This is a genomic window from Streptomyces sp. NPDC087270 (assembly GCF_044744625.1).
In the GTDB taxonomy this organism is placed as follows: Bacteria; Actinomycetota; Actinomycetes; order Streptomycetales; family Streptomycetaceae; genus Actinacidiphila.
Genome location: NZ_JBIUYR010000001.1, coordinates 663,955 through 685,297, shown reverse-complemented (window position 1 = coordinate 685,297; position 21,343 = coordinate 663,955). Strand labels below are relative to the sequence as shown.

Genomic DNA, 21,343 nt, shown 5'->3' with positions numbered 1-21,343 from the left:
TCCAGATCCTCGACCGCCTCACCACCACCTCACCCATCACCGCCATCAGCCCTGGCATCCGCCGAACCGACCCGTGGACCCAGGCGATCGCCGCCGCGGAACGTATCCCCCACCAGCTGGACGGCACCGACGACGCCACCTCCCAAGCCCACATCGCTGCCTTCGCCGAAGCCCTCGACGCCTTGCCCCTCCAGGTCCCCGCCAGCCTGCGACCCCAACTCCGCGAAGCCGCCCTCGTTTTCGAACGTGCCAGCCGCTCCCGCATCCAGACCGACCACCACCACGCCCGCGCCCTGCGAGGAGCCATCCGCGCCATCGCCCGCCAGCCCGCCACCAGCGACGGCACCGGCCTCGCGATGTTCCTGGACGCCGCGATCCTCGCCGTGATCACCATCCAGCGCTGGCACTCCGCCCGCCACCACGACCGCCGACGCCAGCAGTGCCGCGGCCGCCGGCGCCGCCCACCGAAGCGTCGCCGCCGCTACACCACCGGCCACCCTCACCCACCGCGCCCCTGCACAGCCGGCCGCGGATCGCCACGCCCAGCGCATACGCCAGACCATCCCCACCCACGCCGAACAGATCCTGTCCGGCCCTGCCCGGGCCGACCAGAACGCCACAGCCGAGCAGGAGACGGACGACCCCTATGGCCGTTGAGCACGCGCAGGGCCTGCTCGACACCAACATCGTCATCCTGCGCAAGTGGCTCGACCCCGCAGAACTCCCCGGCGAAGTCGCGATCACCGCCATCACCCTGGCAGTACTCTCCGCAGGCGCACACGAGGTGCGCAGGAACGAAGAGCGGAGCGACTACGACGAGCACGCGGAACGGGGCCGGCGCCTGGACATCCTGCAACGCGCCGAGAACGAGTTCGACCCCATCCGCTTCGACACCGAAGCCGCGCGCATCTACGGCCGGGTCTGCGCAGCCGTGATCGGGGCTGGACGCAAGCCACGACGCCGGGTCGCCGGGTCGCCGGGTCGCCGGGTCGCCGGGTCGCCGAACTCATGATCGCCGCCATCGCCGTCACCGAAGAACTCCCCCTCTTCACCACCAACCCCGGCGACTACAAGGGCCTCGACGGCCTCCTCACCGTCGTACCCGTCACCCGACCCACCGTCCTCCATGATCGGTAAGCCACGGCCATCGCGCCGTTCCCGCACCAGGCAGAGCGGTACAGGCCGATCGCGGCCCACCGACGCAGGACCGCGGTACAAGTGCACCGCTCCCCCACTACTTCACGCGGCGCCCCAGGGGCAGTCACGGATCACCGCGGATGTCTCCTGCTCAGCAGCAGGCTCAGAGCGCCGGTTCGATTCCCGTCATCCGCTCCGTAAAGAAAGAGCCCCGGGTCAATGGCCTGGGGCTTTGTTGTTGCGTAGACCATTTCGCGAGCCGCGTGCCATGGGCGTGTCGCAAGGCGAGGAAAACGGCTGCGGAGAAGCGCTGTTGGGGGGGCTTTTCCACGCCGCCCGATGTCTTTGGGCGGATCGACCTCGTCGCTACTGGTCTGCCGCGACGTGCGGCGGATTGCCGGCCGCCAACCGTTCCAAGAGGACACCGGAGCCGTCATCCGCCATAGCTTCGTGAAGATTCCGGCGGCACGAAGACGGGACGGGCCCGCGGCCCGCGGCATACGCGGACGACCGGAACATCCGCGCGCGGACCGAAACCGGGCCGTACGCGAGGGTGGATGCCCCGGCGGGCGGCGTGGGCCGCGGGCCGGGGCATCCACGGGCACGGTGGCCGCTGTCACGGTCAGACGTACGCGACGGGCCGGGACTGCTCGGCCGAGACGGCCGAGCCGTCCCGCTTCGCACGGCCGAGCAGCAGCTGCCCGCGGACCACGATGGTGCCCAGCCGGACCACGACCTCACCGAACGCCATCAGGATGAGCGCCACCACCCACGCCTGACCGCTGGTGATGTCGTGCGCCGCCGAGAAGTGGGCGACGTGGACCGCGCCGGAAGGGTGCGAGGACCACACGGCGAACCCGAGCCGGAACCCCATGCTGACCACCCACAAGGCGGCCGCACCCACCGAAGCACGAATCCGCACGTGACCGTCGGCCAGCCGGACACGGGTGAGCAGACCGCCGAGAAGACCGAAGACGACACCCACGCCGGCGAACACACCCGCCAGTAGCAGGTCGTTCCCCGCCGTGGGGATGTGGTGCAGGTAGGTGGACGCCGCCCAGCCGATGATGCCCAGCGGCAACAGCACGGTCCGCACCGTCAGCCGCTCCTCCCGCATCTGCCGGAAGACGATCAGAACCAGAACGATGTCGATGACCCAGTCAGTGGTTGTCATGGCACCGAGCATCCGCTCCGACGGCCCCCGCGCCCTCAACCCACGGGTGGAACCCCGGGTGGACATCGCCTCTCCACCCCCTGCCACCCCTCGACACGGGCAGCGGCCACAACCGGCCGATCCGGGCGGCACATGGCAGCCTCCGCGGGGCTCCGACCCGGGTGCGTCCGCGGACACACCTTCACGCGCGCACCGCGCCGGAATGGGCCGCGATCAATGGTCGAGGACGTGGTTTTCCACAACCTCCACCATTCACGACCAGTATCTCCACCGACTCTCGGCGGCCTATCACGAAAGATGGTGAATTCTGCGGCGGACCTGTTCCCGAAAGGCCGCACACCCCGATCTGGCAAAACTAATTATGCAACTTTGTTGAAGGGTTGACCGGCCCACTCGCCGCCCGTACAAGTTGGTCTTGACCAATCTGCTCGACGGTCAGGACCGGACCACTCCGCAAGAGCGCCTCTCACTCCTGGAGGATTCCATGCGAGTCGGAAGACAGCTTCTACGCATTGCACTCATCACCGGCTCGGCACTCGGGCTGACTGTCGGCGGCACGGCCTTCGCGGTGGCCGCGGCGCCCTTGGCCCAGGCACCCGCCGCGCAGGCAGCCGCCGCACAGGCACCCGCCGCGCAGGCAGCCACCACCTGCGCCGCGGCGTGGAGTTCCGGCACCGCCTACACCGCCGGCCAGCAGGTGAGCGAGAACGGGGCCAATTACACCGCCAATTACTGGACCCAGGGCAATGACCCGGCGACCAGCAACGGCGGAAGCGGCAGCGGACAACCGTGGACGTCCAACGGCGCGTGTACCGGCGGATCGTCAGGAGGCGGGGGAGGTACCGGCCCCGGAACCGGATCGGGTTCGGTCAGCGGGCTGCTCTTCAGCCCGTACAAGGACGTCACCATCAACATGAACTGGAACACCTACCAGATGCAGTCGGCCGTGACCGGGTCCGACCTGCCGGTGGTGGGCTCCGGCAGCCTGGTGTCGCAGTACCTTCCGAAGCTGCCCGCGCTCACGGTCGCGTTCGCCACCGGCGCGTGCGGCAGCGAGAACTGGGGCGGTGTCTCGGGCGCCGACTGGGCCGCCGAGAACGTGCCGCAACTCCAGTCCGCCAACCTGGACTACGTCCTGTCCACCGGCGGTGCGGGCGGAACCTTCACGTGCGACTCGACGGCGGGCATGGAGTCGTTCATCGCCCGCTACGCCGGCCCGAACCTGGTCGGCGTCGACTTCGACATCGAAAGCGGCCAGAGCGCGTCGGACATCCAGAACCTGGTCGCCGCGGCGGCCGGAGCGCAGGCGCAGTACCCGAACCTCCAGTTCTCGTTCACCCTCGCCACGCTGGGCGCGTCCGACGGCAGCTACAGCGGCGTGAACTCGCTCGGCGACGAGGTCGTCAAGGCGGTGCTCGGCTCCAGCCTGCAGAAGTACGTCATCAACCTGATGACCATGGACTACGGCAACGCGTCCAGCAGCGTGTGTGTCGTCTCCTCCGGCAGCTGCGAGATGGCGCAGTCGGCGATCCAGGCGGTGCAGAACCTCGAGCACACCTACGGGGTCCCGGCGAGCAAGATCGCCGTCACCCCGATGATCGGCATGAACGACGCCACCAGCGAGATCTTCACCCCCGCGGACGCGGACACGCTGTCGTCGTACGTGGTCAGCAACGGCCTGGCCGGGCTGCACTACTGGTCACTGGACCGGGACACGCCCTGTTCGGACACGTACGCGTCTCCCACCTGCAACTCCGTCTCCAGCACGACACCGCTCGAGTACACCGACAAGTTCCTGAGCGACCTCGGGGACTGACGAAGGACCCCGGACGGGCCGCGCACGGACCACCGTGCGCGGCCCGCCTGCTTCCGGGGCGCGGGCGACCCCCGTGATTCCCCGGCACGGAGCGGGGACCTGTTGGGGCTCGTGCGCACGGTCGGACGGCACTGTGCCCCGCTGCCGGTGGCAGCGGGGCACAGGTTCCGGTGGTGCTCCGGGGCCGGATGTCCCCCCTCCGGGCGTCCTGCCCCGGAGCGTCCGGTCAGGCCGTCTGTACGGGGGCGGCCTGACCGGAGGTCACTTCAGGGCGGCGAGTGCGGTGTCCACTCCGGCCAGGGGGGAGCCGAGGCCGGTGACGGTGTCGTACCCGGGGCCCGCGGTGCACTCGGTGCCGCACAGGCCGTTGGAGCCCGAGGTGACGTCGTTGAGCTTGGGGCCCAGGGCGTACACGTCGGTGTGGGCGGTGTCACCGTGCGGGCCGGCGGCGGCCAGCGGTGCCTTGCCGGCCTGGGCCCGGAGCTGGTCGGCCGCGCTGATCAGGGCGGCCCAGGACGGGGCGGACAGGCTGGTACCCCCGACCTCCATCCACACGGGGCTCTTTCCGGCGGAGGTGTAGACGGCCACGCCGGTGTTGGGGTCGGCGACGAAGCTGACGTCCGGGGTGGCACGGAACTTCGAGCTCTGCACGCCCTTCTGGTAGGCGGGGCGCTTCTCGAAGTAGCTCAGGCCGCCACCGGTCGAGGACCAGGCGGTCTCGCCCAACGTGGTCCCGGAGGCGTCCAGTCGGAGGCTGGTGCCGCCGATGGCGAGCGCGTTCGGGTTGGTGCTGGAGTAGCCGGCCGGGTAGCCGGCGTCACCGGTGGACTGCACGCAGACCGAGTCGGCGAGGGCGCAGTGGCCGTCGTAGAAGGACTCCTCGGAGAACTCCGGCATGCCCCAGCTGTTGCTGACGGCGGCCGGGTGCAGCGAGGCGGCCTTGTCCACGCCCTGGTAGAGGCCGGCGGCGGAGGCGTCGGCCGCCTCGACCAGCACGATCTTCGCGTGCGGGGCGACGGAGTGCGCCCACTCGATGTCGAGGGCCTCCTCCTCGTTCCAGTTGGCGTCGACGGGAGGCTTGGTGCCGTCGGCGTAGACCTGCTGGAAGTCGAAGCAGTCCGTGCCGGCCGGGACGCTGTCGCAGGTCTGCGGCAGGCCGAAGTGGTCGGCGAAGTGGTTCAGGTCGTCCTTCGCGGTCGGGTAGTCGTAGGCGTCGACGATGGCGACGGTCTGGCCGGTGCCGTCCCCGGTCAGGCCCAGGCGGGCCTGGATCTGCTGCGGGGTGTAGCCGCGGGTGGGCTGGTCGGTGTCGTCGGCGGTGGCCGCGACGGTCGACTTGATCTTCACCTGCGGGGCGATGGTGCCCGTGGTCGGCAGGGTCGCGCCGGTGAACGGCGCGAGGGTCGAGGCGCCGGTGCTCCGCTCGCCCTTCTGCTTCGCGGCCAGGTCCTTCGCGGCCTGGCCCTCGGGGGCCTGGTCGCTTCGCGGCTGGACGGAACGGGTGGCGGCGGTCGCCGGCTGCGGGGTGTCGGTGACCTGCTGGACCGTCACGCCGTGCGGGTAGTTGTCCACCGCGACCATGTTGGCGCCGTACCCGCCGGTGTTCTCGTTGAGGTCGAAGGCGGCGTCGTCGTACGGCAGGCCGACGATGTCGGTGGCCTTGCCGCCGGTCAGGTCCACCGCGACGGCGGTGCCGGCGTAGAGCGAGAAGGCCTCACTGGTGCTGGTGAGGTATTCGTCGGTCCTCGAGAACGGCTGGTCGTACTGCTCCAGTCCGCCGACGGCACCGACGAAGGTCTCCTTGCCGCCGGTGGTGGTGGCGAAGATGCCCTGCTGGTTGTTGGGGAGCGTGCCGATGTTGAACGGGTCGCCGCCGTCCGCGGGGTAGACGGTCATCTGGAAGGCGTGCAACTCGATCAGGCCGTACTTCTGCGAGGCGGCGAAGCCCTGGAAGGTGTTGGCGCCTACGGTGTCGTGCTCGGCGAGCACCTTGCCCGTGGCTCCGTCCACGAACTGCGTGCGGTGCTCGCCGGTCGAGGGCTGGTCGCCGCCGAAGGCGAAGGCGACTCCGTCGCTGCCGGCGCCGGGGATCGCCGTACTGGCGAAGGCGCCGGCCTGCTGCTCGATCCAGGCGGCGGAGGCGACGTCGGCGTTGCTGGGCTGCTCGCTCCACATCTGCGTACCGGTGGTGGCGTTCAGGGCGACGCCGGTCGGGGCGGGGTCGGTGGCGCCGGTGGTCAGGTTGGTTCGGGCGCCGCCGTATTCCAGGAACAGCCGGCCCTGGCCGTCGGTGACGGGCGTGGAGTAGAAGACCTGCTTGCTGCCGACGCCGGCCGGGCGGTAGTCCCACATCCGGGAACCGTCCGCGGTGTAGGCGGCCACGTCGCTCGCACCGGTGGCGACGATCTCGCCCTTGGTGACGGCCAGGCCGTACTGGAAGGCGCCGGTGGTGACGTCGGCACCGACCTTGCCGGTGGCCGGGTCGAGCACGGCGAAGCCGTGGGAGGTGGCGGCGAGCACGCGCGGCGCGGTCCTGCCGTGCTTGTCGACGACGTTCGCGACCTGGATCTGGTGGACGGCCGCGCTGACGGCGGAGTGCCACAGGACGGTCGGGGCGGTGTTCTTCAACGAGCGGCCGTCCAGGGCGAAGACGCCGTGGCTCTGGCCGCCGACTATCAGGTCCTTCACCCCGTCGCCGTTGACGTCGACGGACGCGGCCGAGTAGTTCTCGCTGAACAGCGGCAGGTCGGTGGCCTTGCCGTTGCTCTTCTTCAGCGTCCAGGCGTTGAGGTCCAGGCCGACGCTGAGCAGGCCGCCCTGGTAGGGGGTGACCTGGTCGCCGGTCACGTCGCCGTCGCGGCGCCATGCCAGGGAGCCGTTGCGCGCGTCCAGGGCGAGCAGTTGGGTGTTGTAGACGCCCTCCGGCTCGGTGGCGCTGTCGGCAACGTTGTCGGCGACCGCGGCGTAGACCTGGCCGTGGCCGGACGGGTCGTACGTCAGTGACAGCGTGGGCGCGTTGGGGTTGCCGACGGTGCTGCTGGTCTGGTGGGTCCAGACGGTGTCGCCGTTGCCGTCCCAGCCGGAGATCGTGCTCTGCCCGTCGGACAGGTCGGCGTTGATGCCGAGTTCCGCCACCGCGTAGCGCGCCTGCTTGCCGTGCGCCTGGCCGTTGACGACGAAGTCCTCGGGGATGGTGTTCTCCCGCGAGGCCAGCACGGTCCGCGCGCCGGTCTGCGCGTCGACCGCCGTCAGGTCCCAACGCACCGCGTCATAGGGGTCGTTCTGCTCGGCGACCAGCACCCGGTCAGAACCCGGGTCCTGCTGGAGGATACGGGGGTAGCCGGGGGTCTTGGTGTCGACCAGGGCCTTGCCGGCGGCGGTGCTCAGGACCAGGACGTGGCCGGCGGCCGGCCGGGGGCTGCCGAGGCCGAAGGGCGTGTCCGTCCAACCGACCGTGATCCGGCCGTCGTTGAGCGGTTCGACGTCCGTCCATTCGGCCCACGGCGCGCCGGTGCTGTACGTCCATGCCTTCTTGGCGGTGACGTCGCCGCTCTTCTTCGCCGTGAAGGAGTAGGCGAGCAGCGAGCTGCGGCTGTCGCCCTGGGTGGCCACCGGGTCGTCGCCCCAGTCGGGGCCCGTGGTGTCGGCGACGACCAGCTTGCCGTCCTGTACCAGGAGCGAGCCGACGTAGCCCGGCAGGAGCTGGTGCCACAGCATCCGGCCGGTCCGGCCGTCGAGCACGTTGACGAACGTGCCGGACGGCAGGTCGGAGCCGGGCGAGGTGAACGGCCGTGACGGGTACTGGCCCACGGAGTAGGCGACCGCGATGTCCGCCACGCCGTCACCGTTGAAGTCCGCCTGGGCGAAGGGGTGCCGGCCGGAGGACCCCGGCGAGTAGGGGTTGTAGCCCTCGGACATCACCGCGTTGAACACCTGGGGCTGGTAGGCGTTGACCGGCTTCACCTGCCAGTCGTCGTACAGCGAGCTGGTGCTCTTCTGCCAGACGGGGTCGCCCTGGGCGTCGTACCGGGTGATGGAGCCGCCGGAGGACAGGGCGACCCAGTCCTGGGTGCCCTGGAGCGCCAGCGTGGAGACGGAGCCGCGCGCGCTCTCCCACGTCGTGGACTGGTCGATGCCCGTCGTGGAGGGCGCGGCCGAGGTCGAGGGTGCTGACGTGGAGGGCGTCGACGTGGAGGGTGCTGACGTCGAGGGGGCGGCGGTCGTCCCGGTGGACGACGCGTCACCCGAAGCCGCCGCGGCGACGAACCCGGAGGTGCCGTCGGCGCGTTGGATGTACTTCGCGCTGAGCTTCGCCAGCTGCTTGGCGTTCAAACGCACGGGCTTGGGTGCGACCGGGGCGGCGTGTGCCGCCGGTGCGGACAGCAGCGCTGTGGCTACCGCCAGGACAGCGGCTGTCGCGCCGCCGCGTAGGGCTTGGCCTGCGGGTCTCATCGAGATCCGTCACTCCTTTGTCACCGCGAGAGGGGGTGGCTGTACCTTTCCAGCCATCAGCCGGTGGTGGGAGCGATCCGGGTGGCCTGCTGTGGCCGTTGGCCGCACAAGGCCAGATGCCGGCCGGGCTTTTCCGGGCAATGGGAAGAAAGGGGTCGCGATGTTGGAGCCGGTCGGGCTGGACGAGGTCACCGAGCGGGCCTACGGGGTGCTGCTGCACGAGGAGCAGCTCACCGCGGGTCATCTGGCCGGCATCCTCGATCTGGCACCGGCGCGTGCCCGCCAGGTGCTCGACGGCCTGGTGACGGCCGGGCTCGCCCAGTACCACCAAGGGCGGCCGGCACGCTACCGGCCGGTCGACCCCCGCACCGGACTGACCGGGCTGATCCGCTCGCGCCAGCGCGAACTGGAGCGGGTCGCCGCCTCGGTGGAGGCGTACGCCGCCGACTACCACGAACGCAACCTGCGCTCCGACCCGAGGCTCCTCGTGGAGGTCATCGAGGGACCCAACGAGGTCACCCGGCGGGTCGAACTCCTCGTCACCAGCGCGGAGCACGAGATCCTCGCCTTCGACGCGCCGCCCTACGTCTCCTCGAACGGCACCACGTCCCCGTCCGAACGGGACGCGCTCGCGCGCGGCGTGAGCGTACGGGCCGCCTACGCCACCGAAGTGCTCGCGATTCCCGCACGGGCGGAGACGCTGCGCGAGATGGTCCGGCTCGGCGAGCAGGCGCGGGTACTGCCCCGCGTACCGACCAAGTTGATCGTGGTGGACCGGCGCGAGGCGATCCTGCCCCTCACCGGCTCCGACGAGGGGCGGCGCACCACCGCGGCGTACGTCCGCCGCTCCGGACTCAGCGACGCGCTGGTGGAACTCTTCGAAGCGCACTGGGCCATGGCCACCCCTGTCTTCGCCGCCACCGAGCCGCCCGGGCCGACCGACCCGGCCGACCCGGCCGACCCGGCCGATCCGGAGATCTCCCCCGAGGACCGTGCGCTGCTGCAGTTGCTGAACGCCGGCTTGAAGGACGAGGCGATCGCCCGCCAACTCGACCTCAGCCAGCGCACCTTCCGGCGCCGGGTGGCCCATCTGATCCACCGGCTCGGCGCCACCAGCCGCTTCCAGGCCGGCACCCAGGCGATGCGCCGCGGCTGGCTGTGACCCGACCCGACCCGACCCGCCCCGGGCAGGCTCAGGCGGCGGCGGCGAGGTCGGGATCGGGTCAGGGCCGGGCGAAGAACGCGCGCATGGCGGTGTGCAACCGGTCCTGGACGGCCTGGTGGTCGGGGTGGTCGGGCCAGTGGCCGAACGGCATGACGTGCAACTCCTTGGGTCCTGCCAGGCAGTTGAAGACCGCGAACTGGCCGGGTGGCGGCACCGCCGGGTCCAGGAGCGCCGCGGCGACGTGCACCGGGATGCGCAGGCGGCGGGCGGCCGTGGCCGCGTCGAAGTAGCCGAGGACCTCCAGCACCGACGGGTCCGCCAGCCATCGCTCACGGACCTGCGCGCCGCTGCCCCGGCACTCCAGGCCGACCCGCAGGGGATGGTCGCCGAAGCTGGGCACGGTCAACTGCCCGGTGGCGAAACGCTCGTCCCACGGCAGCGCGAGCGCGCCGATGCCGCCGCCGAAGCTGGAGCCCTGGAAGTCCGTCCGCAGGCCGCGGAGGGCCGGGACCAGGTCGTGCAGCGCGGTCACCGCGCACCACACGTCGGCGGCGCACCCGCCGTGCACGTAGGTCTCGCGCGACGCGATGCCGTGCAGGACGTGCGGGGAGGTGACGGCGGGCGATGAGCTGAGCGCGGGCAGCCCCCGCAGGCACGGCTGGAGGGATGCCACGCCGTCCATCGGCAGCCGGGGGTCCGGCGCCGCCCGCCCGCCGTAGCCATGGGCGATCACCGCGCCGCGGCACGGCTCGCCCGTCGCGGGCACGGTGAGCCAGCCGCCCAGCCGCACCCCGCCGAGGCTGGTGTAGCTGACGCGGTACGCCTCCACGGCGGCGGCGCCGGCCTGGTGCCCTTCGAGCGCGGCTTCCTGCCACCCGTCGGGCAGCCGTTCCTCGATCCGCGCGTCGACCCGGACGTCCCGGGCCCGCCGGTACAGGTCGCGCCAGAACGCGTCGAAGTCGTCCGGCTCGTGCGCGGGGCCGGGAACGGCGCGGAGTGCGGCGAGGTCGTGGCCGTAGGTCGGGTCGAAGGGGAACGGGGCTGTGTGGGGTGGTGCGTCAGGGCGCGCCATGAACTCTCCTCGCGGTGGGGTCGGTTGACTGCCGCCGGGGGCGCGCGCCCCCGGACGGGGGCGCACACCCCCGGCCGCCGGCCGTCGCTCCTCGGCGGGCGACCGTCACCAGTTGGTGAACGCGCCGTCCGGGTTGCGCAGATGGGGGCGTTCGGCCGCGGTCGCGGTGTACCGGCGGGCGGCTTCGCGGTCGAGGGTGACGCCGATGCCGGGGAGGGCGGTGGAAAGGACGCGGCCGGGCCGGATGGTGGGGCGGGTGGCGAAGAGTGCGGCGATGGCCGGTTCGGGGTCGGTCTGGTGCTCCTGGATCGCGATGTTCGAGCAGGCCAGGTTGAGTTGGAGGGAGGAGGCGGCGGTGACCGGGCCGAGGGGGTTGTGGGTGGCGAGCTTGATGTGGTGGGCCTCCGCCATCGCCGCGATCTTCTTCGCCTCGGTGAGCCCCGCGGCGACCCCGACGTCCACGCGGGCGTAGTCGATCAGGTCCTCCTCGATCAGGGTCCTGAACTCCCATTTGGAGCCGTACTGTTCGCCCGCGGCCAGCGGAACTCCGGTGCGGGAGCGCAGCATCCGGTAGCTGTCGGGGTTCTCGCAGCGCAGCGGGTCCTCGACGAAGTACGGGCGGGCCGCCTCGATTTCGCGGCACAGCGTCACCGCCTCGGGCGGGTCGAGCCGGGTGTGCACGTCCAGGATCAGTTCGGTGTCGTCGCCGAGCGCGTCCCGCACCTGGTGGAAGAGGCTGACCGTGTCCCGCAGGCAGCGCCGGGCGTCCAGGATGTCGCCCGGGTCGTGCGGCGCGGAGAAGCGCAGATGGCCCCATCCCTCGGCGACCAGTGCGCGGCAGCGGTCCAGGAACCGCTCGCGGTCGTGGTAGTCGTCGCCGACGTGCACATACGCGGGGACGTAGTCCCGTACGGCGCCGCCGAGGAGTTCGTGCACCGGCACGCCCAGCGCCTTGCCGCGGATGTCCCACAGCGCGACGTCCACGGCCGCGATGGCGGCGCCGAGTATCCGGTCGGCCGGGAAGAAGCCCCGCCGGAACATGACCTGCCACAGACGCTCGATCCGCCGCGGGTCCTCGCCGACGATCAGCTCCGCGAGATGTTCCAGCCCGCCGGCCACCGCCTTCTGCCGGGATCTGATGCCGACCTCGCCCAGGCCGTGGATGCCCTCGTCGGTGTCGACCACGACCAGCATCATGCTGTCGCCGTGGTCGGGGAGGGTCAGCACTTCCAGGCCGGTGATCTTCATCCCGCTCCTCCGTGAGACTGCTATGAAAACGTTCCCGCAACACCATCAGGCGTGCTGAGAACGCATCATCCGCAATGACCGTGCCGTTCCGCAAGGCCCTACCGCCCTCAGGATTTTCCTTGTGGAAACACTCTTGACACCTCCGGGAACGTTCGCAAAGATCCACGGCATCCGGCAGCAGCGAGGCTCCGGGCGGCGATGATGCGAGGAGGCGGTCCGTGGCAACCACGATCCGGGAGGTGGCCAGTGCCGCGGGCGTCTCGGTCTCGACGGTCTCCCGCGCGTTCACGGCACCGGAGCAGGTCCAGCAGAAGACCCGGCAGCGCATTCTGGAGGCGGCGACCAAGCTCGGTTACGCGCCGAACCCGGCGGCGCGCAGTCTGCGCGGCGGCGGCACCGGCACGCTCGGGCTGATCATCCCCGACATCGCCAACCCGTTCTTCCCGCCGATCGTCAAGGCGATGCAGGCCCGCGCCCGCCGGCTCGGCTACACCGTGCTGGTCACCGACAGCGACGAGCGCGAGGCGGACGAGCTGGAGGCGATCGCCGCCGTCTCCAAGCGGGTGGACGGCCTGGTGCTGTGGGCCTCCACGCTCACCGAGGACCGGCTGCGCGAACTGGCCGACCAGATGCCACTGGTGGTCGTCAACCGCCATGTGCCCGGCATCCCCGAGGTGCGGATCTCGCTGTCGGCCGGCATCGCGCAGGCGGTGGAGCACCTGCGCGCGTACGGCCACCGGCGCTGCGTGTTCATCAACGCCTCACGGGACGAGCTGAGCCGCGGCAAGTCGATCCACGAGTCGTTCGAGGCGCAGGACATCTCCTTCGTCGAACTCGGCCCGTACGAGCCGCGGTTCGAGACCGGAGTGCTGGCGGCCACGCTGGTCGCCGCGCACGGGGCGACGGCGGTCCTCGCGCACAACGACCTGGTCGGCCTCGGCGTGCTGCACCAGATGGCGAGCCTGGGCGTCAGCGTGCCCGGCGACGTCAGCGTCATCGGCATCGACGACACCCTGCTCGCGTCGGTCTCCACCCCCAGCCTCACCACCATCAGGATCGATCCGGAGGAGGTCGCCACCCGGGCGGCGGACCTGCTCCTGGAGACGATCGCGGGCCACGCCGACCGCCGTACGGGCGGTGCCGGCAACGCCGAGGACACCCCCTTCGCGGAGATCGGCTCCCGGCTGGTCCCCCGCGCGTCCACCGGGCCCGCGCCCACGCGCTGACCCCCGCGTCCACCCGCCGTCCTCGCGGGGGCCCCACCGCCCCGCCGTACCAGCCGCCGACCCCCCGCGGCGCTCCCGCCGTTCACGCCGCCGACCCTCGCGCCGGCCCCGCCGTACAACCCGGTGGCCGCCTCCGAGACCCCCTGCGCGGCAAGGCACCCCGCCCCGACCTCACCCTGCCCTCCGTGGAGACGAAATGTCCAGACAATACCGTAATGCGGCCCTGCTCGGCAGTACCGCCATAGCCATGACCGTGACTCTCACGGCCTGTTCCGCGCTCACCCCGAGCAAGTCCGGCGGCGGCAGCGGCGGCGACGTCATCCTCCGCGTCCAGGGCATGCCCCCCGCCACCGACAAGGCCGAGCTGAAGCTCTTCAAGCAGCAGGTCGCCGACTTCGAGAAGGCCAATCCGGGCATCAAGGTCAAGGGCTCCACGACGGTCTTCGACCCGCTGACCTTCTCCGCCAAGCTGGCCGGCGGCAACGTCGAGGACGTCATCAAGGTCCCGCTCACCGAGCCGCAGCGGCTGATCCAGCAGAAGCAGGTGCAGTCGATCAGCAGCCAGCTCCGGTCCTGGGGCCACTTCAAGGAGTTCAACCCGCAGGTCCTCAAGCCGCTGAGCGACAGCGCGGGCCAGGTCTACGGCGTCCCGCAGAATCCGTACGCCCAGGGTCTGGTCTACAACCGGGCGCTGTTCAAGGCGGCCGGGCTCGACCCCGACAAGCCGCCGACGACCTGGCAGGAAGTCCGGGCGGACGCCAAGGCGATCAGCGCCAAGACCGGCAAGGCCGGATTCGTCCAGGAGTCCAAGGACAGCCAGGGCGGCTGGCAACTGGCCATCCTCTCCTACGCGTTCGGCGGCGATCTCGAAGCGCAGCAGGGCGGGAAGTACACCGCCACCCTCACCGGCGAGGCGACGAAGAACGCGCTCGGCCTGCTCAAGGACATGCGCTGGAGCGACGACTCCCTCGGCCGGAATCTGCTGAACAACCAGAACGACGCCATCCGGCAGTTCGCGGCCGGCCAGGCGGGGATGTTCATCGGCAGCCCCGGCACCTTCCGGCTGGCCAAGACGCAGTTCGGCATGGAGCACACCGACGACTTCGCCGTCGCCTCGATGCCGCAGTCCGGCGGCAACGCCACCCTCACCGGCGGCGACATCTACATGGTGCCGAAGTCGGCCGACACCAAGCACGCGGCGGCCGCCGTCAAGTGGCTGATCTTCGCCTACGCCGAGCCGCAGTACAGCACGGCCACCGCCGTGAGCCAGGCCAAGTCGCTGGCCGCCGACCCCAAGTCCGCGGTGGGCGTACCGACGCTGCCGGTCTTCGACGCCGCGCGGCAGACCGCGATCAACGCGGCGATCAAGCCGTACGTCAACGTCAAGCTCGACAACTTCGCGCCGTACACGAAGGGCCTGGGCAAGCTCGAACTCAAGCCGGAGCCGCCGTACGAGGCGCAGACGCTCTACGCCGCGCTCGACCCGGTGGTGCAGGCGGTGCTCACCCAGCGCGACGCCGACATCGACGCGCTGCTCGCGAAGGCCGAGAAGGACGTCAACGCCAAGCTCGCCACTGACCAGTCGAACCAGAAGTAGCCGGTCATGAGCCTGCTCACGCACTCCCAGCGCGGCGCGAAGGCGCCCCACAACCCCGCCGAGGGGGCCGCGGGACGGCCGGCCCGACGGCGCGGCGGCACCGCCGCCCGCAGGCAGTTCACGGCCTGGCTGTTCCTGCTCCCCGCCGTGCTGGTCTTCGGACTGTTCGCCTGGTGGCCGATCGTCCGCAGCCTGCTGCTCAGCTTCCAGCGGACCAACCTCGTCGACCCCGCGGTCTGGGTCGGCTTCGACAACTTCCGTGCCGTCTTCGCCGATCCGCTGCTGTCCACCGCCGTCACCAACACGCTGTTCTTCGTGGGCCTCGGCCTGCTGATCGGCTTCCCGGCCCCGCTGATCCTGGCCGCGGTGATGTCGACGGTACGGCGCGGCGCGGGGGTGTACCGCTTCCTGGTCTACCTGCCGGTGGTCATCCCGCCGGTGGTGGCGATCCTGCTGTGGAAGTGGTTCTACGACCCGGGCAGCGGTCTGTTCAACACCGCGCTCGGCAAGGTCGGCCTCGGTCCGTACACCTGGCTGGAGTCCTCCGACACCGCGATGCTCTCGCTGGTCCTGGAGGCCACCTGGGCCGGGATGGGCGGCGCCGTGCTGATCTACCTGGCCGCGATGGTCGGCATCCCGGGCGAGCTGTACGAGGCCGCCGAGGTGGACGGGGCCGGCATCTGGCGCCGGATCTGGCACATCATGCTTCCCCAACTGCGTTCCGTGATCGGCCTGTTGCTGCTGGTGCAGCTCATCAACACCGTGCAGGTCTTCACCGAGCCGTACGTCTTCACCGGCGGCGGCCCGGACAACGCGACGCTGACCGTGCTGCTGCTGATCTTCCGCTACGCCTTCCAGGACGGCGCGTACGGGCAGGCCGCCGCGCTGTCCTTCCTGATGGTGCTCGCCCTGGGCCTGCTGTCCGCGGTCTATCTGCGGGCCACCCGCGGTTGGAGCAAGTCATGACCACCCCGCTGACCACCTTCGTCTCCGCCCACGACCGGCAACGGCCCGGTGTGCGCGCGGCCGTGCGCTCCATCCAGGTGCTGACGCTGCTGCTTCTGCTGCTCATCGGCATCGGGCCGCTGTACTGGATGCTCAAGGGCGCGGTCTCCCCGCCCACCGAACTCACCAACCACCCGCTGGCGTTGTGGCCCGACCGGCCGCGCCTCGGCAACTTCCGTACGGCGTACACCGATCTGAGCGTCGGCCGCTATCTGATGAACACCTTCCTGGTGGTCGGCGGATCATGGTTCGTGCAGCTCTTCGTCTCCGCCACGGCCGGCTTCGCGCTGTCGGTGCTGAAACCGCGCTTCGGCAAGGCCGTCTACGGCGCGATCCTCGCCACGATGTTCGTGCCGTACACGGTGAACATGGTCAGCCTCTTCATGACGGTCATCGACGTGCCGCTGCTGCACCTCAACCTCGGTGACACGTACTGGGCGATCTGGCTGCCGGCCGGCACCAACGGCTTCACGGTGCTGCTCGCCAAGCAGTTCTTCGACGCGCTGCCCAGGGAGCTCTTCGACGCGGCACGGGTCGACGGGGCGAACACCTGGCAGCTGCTGACGAGGATCGTGCTGCCGATGAGCAGGCCGGTGCTCGCCGTGATCAGCCTGCTGGCGGTCATGCACAGCTGGAAGGACTTCATCTGGCCGCTGGTCGCGCTCACCGATCCGGACAAGCAGCCGATCAGCGTCGCGCTCTCCCAACTCGCCACCCAGGCACCGCAGGACCAGCTCATCGCGGCCATGGTGCTCGCGGTCGCGCCACCGGTCCTGGTCTTCGCCGTCGGCCAGAAGTACATCGTCGCCGGGCTCGGCTTCACCGGCGTCAAGGGCTGAGCACACCCGGCCCCCCGGACCCCCGCCCGACCGCTTCATCCCCGCACCTTCTCTTCGGGACAAGAGAGAGGCACCTCCATGTCCGTCGCACGCCGCAGATTCCTCCAGGGCACGGCCGTCGCCACCGGCGCCGCGCTGCTTCCCGCGATCCCCGCGCACGCCGCCGACCCGGTCACCGTCACCGCCGACGGCATCACGCTCGCCGCTCAGAGCGACGGCAGCGTCCTCATCAGCGACGGATCGGCCGGTTCGGGCACCGACCGGGTCCTGATCAGCCACTTCATGTTCAAGGACAGCGTGCTCGGCCAGCAGCGCACCTACGGCGGGACGCCCGCCCTGATCACGCTGGCGGACGGCCGCCCCGCCGTCCGGATCACCTACACCATGGGCAGCGGCGCAGGCGGTGTCACCGTGCTCGGCACCTTCGACGTCAGCGCGCACAAGGCCCACATGTCCTGGGAGGTCAGCGGCTCGGACACGTTGACGCCCACCGGGTTCATGGTCGCCCGCACCGTGCAGTCGCCCAGCGCGCCCGAGTCCTACGAGGCGTTGACCGCGTGGACGAAGGACCCGCGCGGCGGCATCCCGTACGAGGTCAACGCGGGCTGCGCGTACGCCGAGACGTGGGCGGACACCAAGGGCTTCTTCTGCCTGGCCGCCAGCAACTCCGCCTACACCACCGCCACCTGGCTGCACACGCCCGGCGCCTCGACCGGTACGGGCGCCGCCACGACGACCGTGGATCTCGTCTTCGGCGACCTGCGGCCGCGCGGCGCCGGGGTGCTGGCGGCGGGCAGCCCGCTGGGCGTGGAGGTGTGGACCGACCAGCCGTTCAACCTCTACAAGAGCGCCGGGCAGACCATGACCCTCAAGGCGCAGGTGGCCAACGGCGGTTCGGCCGCGAAGCCGGTCACCCTGACCTGGTGGGCGCGGGACTTCGCCGGGAACCGGATCGCGGGCGGCACCGACTCCCGAACGCTCGCCGCGGGTGCCGGCTGGGACGCCTCCTTCCCGATCACCGCACCCGGCCAGGGCATCGTCTTCACCGAGGTGAGCGTCCAGAGCGGCAGCGACACGGCACTGGCCCGCACGAATCTCTCGGTGCTGCCCGACTTCGCCTACCAGGCGGGCAGCGAGTCGATGTTCGGCCTCGCCAACTACCCCTGGCTGCTCAAGCCGACCGAGGCCGATGTGCTCGGGCTGCTGAAGCTGATCGGTGTGCGGCGCATCCGGATCGCCTACGCGGGCGCGCCCGGCATCGACATCGCGACCCTCGACGCCAACGGCATCCACCACAACGTGGAGTTGAGCGGCATCCCGACCGGCGGCAGCGCGGACCAGATCGCCGCCTGGGCCGACACCAACACCGCGACGGCCATCGCCGCCGACGCCGAGTACTTCGAGGTCAGCAACGAGGTGAACGCCCCCTGGATGCAGGGCCGGGGCGCCGACGCCTACGTCAGTGACGGGCTGCGCCAGGTCACCGACCGGCTGACGGCGGCCGGGTCGACGATGAAGGTCATGAACGCGGGCCTCGGCGGCATGGACTACGTGTGGACCGCCAACTTCAAGGCCGCGGGCGGATGGGACCTCATCGACGCGTTCGCCTTCCACCCCGGCCGCGGCAACTTCACCGCCGACTACGCCCCCACGCCTGATCAGTGGGTGCTGGGCGACACCGGCACGTACTGGAACTTCCTCGGCGCACTGCGCAAGGCCAAGGAGGTCATCGCCGAGTACGGCACCAAGGAGTTGTGGATGTCCGAGGCGTACGCCCCGACCAAGCCGAACTCCTGGTGGAACGACACCTACCGGCACGCCGCGGAGAACGTGCTGCTCAGCCTGGCGCTCGCGAAGTCCGAGGGTGTGCGGGGCGTCAACTGGTACCAGTTGCACGACTCGACGGTGCACCATCCGCAGGAGGCGAACCCGGACGACGTCGAGTTCCACAGCGGCATGATGAACCGCGACACCAGCGCCAAGCCGACGCTGCTGGCGTACGCGACGGCCGCGCGCGTCCTGGACCAGGCGGAGTACGTCCGCCCGTTGGTCTTCGGCGACCCGGACGTCAAGGGCCTGCTGTTCACCAGCCCCGCCGGGCCGATCTCGATCCTGTGGACCCGCAAGGACGGCTACGTCCTCAACGCCGACCACGGCACCGACTCCTGGTGGGCCTCGCCCGAACCCTGGACCGACACCTGGACCACGAAGACGCAGGTCGTCGCCCACTCCGGAACCGTCGCCGGGACGGTGCGCGAGCTGAACTGCATCGGCCAGGAGAGCACGTTGACCGCGGCGGGCGGCAAGGTCACGCTCACCCTGGACGGCGCGCCCCGCGTCTACTACGGCCTCGCCGCCGACCCCGACTGGAAGTAAGCACGCCATGAGGAACGAAACCGTACGGCACGACATCACCGTCGTCGGCGGCGGCCTGGCCGGGGTCTGCGCGGCGATCGCCGCCGCCAGGCTGGGCCGGTCCGTCGCCCTGATCAACAACAGGCCCATGCTCGGCGGCAATTCGAGCAGCGAGGTCCGGGTGTGGGTGTGCGGCGCCACCGGGCACGGCAAGAACCACCACGCCCGCGAGGGCGGCGTCATGGGCGAACTGTTCGTGGAGAACCAGTTCCGCAACCCCGAGGGGAATCCGTACTACTGGGACACCGTGGTGCTCGACGCCGTGCGGGCCGAGCCCAACATCACGCTGCACCTCAACACCGACGTACGCGAGGTCGACGCCGAAGGGCCCGACGACGCGCGCCGGATCACCGCCGTGACCGGCTGGACGATGGGCTCGGAGCGGCTGATCCGCTTCGAGAGCGAGGTGTTCCTCGACTGCACCGGCGACGGCCTGATCGGCTACCTCGCCGGCGCCCGGCACCGCATCGGCCGCGAGGCCCGCGCGGAGTACGGGGAGCCGTGGGCGCCGGAGACCGCCGACGACATCACGCTCGGCTCGACGCTGCTGTTCTACACCAAGGACGCGGGGCGGCCGGTGAAGTACGTGCCGCCGGACTTCGCCAAGGACATCAGCACCACGTCCATCCCGCAGCGCCGCATCATCAAGGCGGGCGACAACGGCTGCGCGTACTGGTGGATCGAGTTCGGCGGCGAGCTGGACACCGTGCACGACAACGAGCAGATCCGCGACGAGCTGTGGTCGGTGATCTACGGCATCTGGGACCACATCAAGAACTCCGGGCAGTTCGACGCCGACACCATGACCCTGGAGTGGGTCGGCTCGCTGCCCGGCAAGCGCGAGTACCGGCGCTTCCTCGGCGACTACGTCCTGCACCAGGGCGACATCCTCGGCCAGACCGAGTTCGCCGACCGCGTCGCCTTCGGCGGCTGGTCCATCGACCTGCACCCGCCGCAGGGCATGTACTCGACGGCGGCCGGCGCCAAGCAGCGCTACGCGGACGGCGTTTACCACATCCCGTACCGCAGCCTGTACTCGGTGAACACCGCCAACCTGCTCTTTGCGGGGCGCGACATCTCCGCCAGCCATGTGGCGTTCGGCTCGACGCGGGTGATGGCGACCTGCGCGACGATCGGCCAGGCGGCGGGCACGGCGGCGGCGCTCTGCGCGGAGCGCGGGATCGCCCCGCGCGAGCTCGACGTGACCTTGCTGCAAAGGGCGTTGCTGCGCGAGGACGCCTCGGTGATCGGGCTCGCCTCCGACGACCCGGCCGACCTCGCCCTTCGCGCCACCGCCACGGCCTCGACCACCATGCGCGACCTGACCGTCGACACCCCTGACGAGACCTGGCCGCTGACCGCCGACGCGGGGATCGTCCTGCCGGTCGACCCGGCGCTGACCGGCCTCGAACTGCTGGTGGACGCCGAGCACGACACCGTACTGACCGTCGACCTGTACGACCCGGAACTCGGCCAGAACTACGTGCCGCGCCGCCTGGTCGCCACAGTGTCCCTCGACGTCGCGGCCGGGCACGGGCAGTGGGTCAAGACCGGCCTGGAGTGGGCGCCGGACACCCCGCGCAACGCCTTCGCGGTCGTACGCGCCGCCCCGGGTCTCGCCCTGCGCGTCGCCGACCGGCCGACGCCCGGCGTGCTGTGCTTCACCCGGGTGCCGCTGCGGCCGCAGGACGAGTCGCCGCAGCCGCTGCGGGAGTGGGCCGACACCGGGCTGCTGCGGCGCACCTTCTGCCTGCGGGCCGGGGAGACAGCCGCCTTCGCACCCGGCAGGGCGGTGGACGGATACGCCCGGCCGTACGCGGGCCCGCACATGTGGGTGTCGCAGCCGCTGGGCGAATCCCGCGAAGCCTGGCTGGAGTTGGCCTGGCCCGAGCCGGTCGAGCTGGGCCGGATCGACATCGTCGCCGATGACGACGTCAACGAGGACCTGATCAACCTGCACCACCACAGGACCCCGTTCGACACGATCCCGACGCTGCTGCGCGACTACCGGGTGGAGGTGCCGGACGGCCCGGACTCCTGGCGGGTGCTGGCGCGGGTGACGGACAACCGGCGCCGCCGCAGGACGCTGGTCCTGGACGAGCCGGTCACCACCTCGGCGGTACGGATCGTGGCCGAGTCGACCAACGGGGCCGCGTCGGCGCACATCGTCGCCGTACGGGCCTACGCGTAAGGGGGG

At 70.9% G+C, this 21,343-nt stretch carries 13 protein-coding genes and 1 pseudogene; 9 read left to right on the top strand and 5 right to left on the bottom strand.

Annotated elements, in window-relative coordinates; all coding sequences use genetic code 11:
* Window positions 1-29: 29 nt before the first annotated feature.
* A complete protein-coding gene (locus ACIPAE_RS02995) occupies window positions 30-497 on the bottom strand; it encodes a hypothetical protein (RefSeq protein ID WP_402442486.1) in 468 nt (155 codons plus the stop codon).
* Window positions 498-646: 149 nt separating this feature from the next.
* On the opposite strand from ACIPAE_RS02995, the pseudogene ACIPAE_RS02990 reads away from it, so the two are divergent.
* A pseudogene (locus ACIPAE_RS02990) lies at window positions 647-1,137 on the top strand (type II toxin-antitoxin system VapC family toxin).
* Between the two features lie 622 nt (window positions 1,138-1,759).
* Here ACIPAE_RS02990 and ACIPAE_RS02985 read toward each other — a convergent pair.
* Window positions 1,760-2,311 carry a hypothetical protein gene (locus tag ACIPAE_RS02985; RefSeq protein WP_329366456.1) on the bottom strand — a complete coding sequence of 184 codons (552 nt, stop codon included), beginning with the start codon at window positions 2,309-2,311 and terminating at the stop codon, window positions 1,760-1,762.
* Window positions 2,312-2,795: 484 nt separating this feature from the next.
* Here ACIPAE_RS02985 and ACIPAE_RS02980 point away from each other — a divergent pair, with 484 nt between their 5' ends.
* Window positions 2,796-4,127 carry a carbohydrate-binding protein gene (locus ACIPAE_RS02980; protein WP_402442484.1) on the top strand — a complete coding sequence of 444 codons (1,332 nt, stop codon included), beginning with the start codon at window positions 2,796-2,798 and terminating at the stop codon, window positions 4,125-4,127.
* Between the two features lie 261 nt (window positions 4,128-4,388).
* On the opposite strand, the gene ACIPAE_RS02975 is transcribed toward ACIPAE_RS02980, so the two are convergent.
* Complete coding sequence (locus tag ACIPAE_RS02975) at window positions 4,389-8,459, bottom strand: hypothetical protein (protein WP_402442482.1); 4,071 nt, start codon at window positions 8,457-8,459, stop codon at window positions 4,389-4,391.
* A 280-nt stretch (window positions 8,460-8,739) separates the two neighbouring features.
* Here ACIPAE_RS02975 and ACIPAE_RS02970 point away from each other — a divergent pair, with 280 nt between their 5' ends.
* The gene (locus ACIPAE_RS02970) at window positions 8,740-9,741 is read left to right on the top strand and encodes a helix-turn-helix domain-containing protein (protein WP_402442480.1); all 1,002 of its coding nucleotides are present in this window, start codon (window positions 8,740-8,742) and stop codon (window positions 9,739-9,741) included.
* Between the two features lie 61 nt (window positions 9,742-9,802).
* Here ACIPAE_RS02970 and ACIPAE_RS02965 read toward each other — a convergent pair whose 3' ends face one another.
* Together ACIPAE_RS02965 and ACIPAE_RS02960 are read right to left on the bottom strand one after the other, a co-directional pair.
* Window positions 9,803-10,816: an acetylxylan esterase gene (locus ACIPAE_RS02965; protein ID WP_402442479.1), complete on the bottom strand. Its 1,014-nt coding sequence runs from the start codon at window positions 10,814-10,816 to the stop codon at window positions 9,803-9,805.
* A 105-nt stretch (window positions 10,817-10,921) separates the two neighbouring features.
* A complete protein-coding gene (locus ACIPAE_RS02960) occupies window positions 10,922-12,064 on the bottom strand; it encodes a mandelate racemase/muconate lactonizing enzyme family protein (RefSeq protein WP_329366466.1) in 1,143 nt (380 codons plus the stop codon).
* Window positions 12,065-12,282: 218 nt separating this feature from the next.
* Here ACIPAE_RS02960 and ACIPAE_RS02955 point away from each other — a divergent pair, with 218 nt between their 5' ends.
* The 6 genes from ACIPAE_RS02955 to ACIPAE_RS02930 all read left to right on the top strand — a co-directional run bounded on the left by ACIPAE_RS02955 (window position 12,283) and on the right by ACIPAE_RS02930 (window position 21,337).
* Window positions 12,283-13,290 carry a LacI family DNA-binding transcriptional regulator gene (locus ACIPAE_RS02955; RefSeq protein WP_328467240.1) on the top strand — a complete coding sequence of 336 codons (1,008 nt, stop codon included), beginning with the start codon at window positions 12,283-12,285 and terminating at the stop codon, window positions 13,288-13,290.
* A gap of 247 nt (window positions 13,291-13,537) precedes the next feature.
* Window positions 13,538-14,887: an ABC transporter substrate-binding protein gene (locus ACIPAE_RS02950; RefSeq protein ID WP_402442475.1), complete on the top strand. Its 1,350-nt coding sequence runs from the start codon at window positions 13,538-13,540 to the stop codon at window positions 14,885-14,887.
* Window positions 14,888-14,893: 6 nt separating this feature from the next.
* Complete coding sequence (locus ACIPAE_RS02945) at window positions 14,894-15,853, top strand: carbohydrate ABC transporter permease (protein ID WP_402442473.1); 960 nt, start codon at window positions 14,894-14,896, stop codon at window positions 15,851-15,853.
* The gene (locus ACIPAE_RS02940) at window positions 15,850-16,731 is read left to right on the top strand and encodes a carbohydrate ABC transporter permease (RefSeq protein WP_328467234.1); all 882 of its coding nucleotides are present in this window, start codon (window positions 15,850-15,852) and stop codon (window positions 16,729-16,731) included. Before ACIPAE_RS02945 ends, ACIPAE_RS02940 begins: the two co-directional genes overlap by 4 nt.
* Before the next feature lie 78 nt (window positions 16,732-16,809).
* Complete coding sequence (locus tag ACIPAE_RS02935) at window positions 16,810-19,107, top strand: hypothetical protein (protein ID WP_366409751.1); 2,298 nt, start codon at window positions 16,810-16,812, stop codon at window positions 19,105-19,107.
* Between the two features lie 7 nt (window positions 19,108-19,114).
* The gene (locus tag ACIPAE_RS02930; protein WP_402442470.1) at window positions 19,115-21,337 is read left to right on the top strand and encodes an FAD-dependent oxidoreductase; all 2,223 of its coding nucleotides are present in this window, start codon (window positions 19,115-19,117) and stop codon (window positions 21,335-21,337) included.
* Window positions 21,338-21,343: the final 6 nt, after the last annotated feature.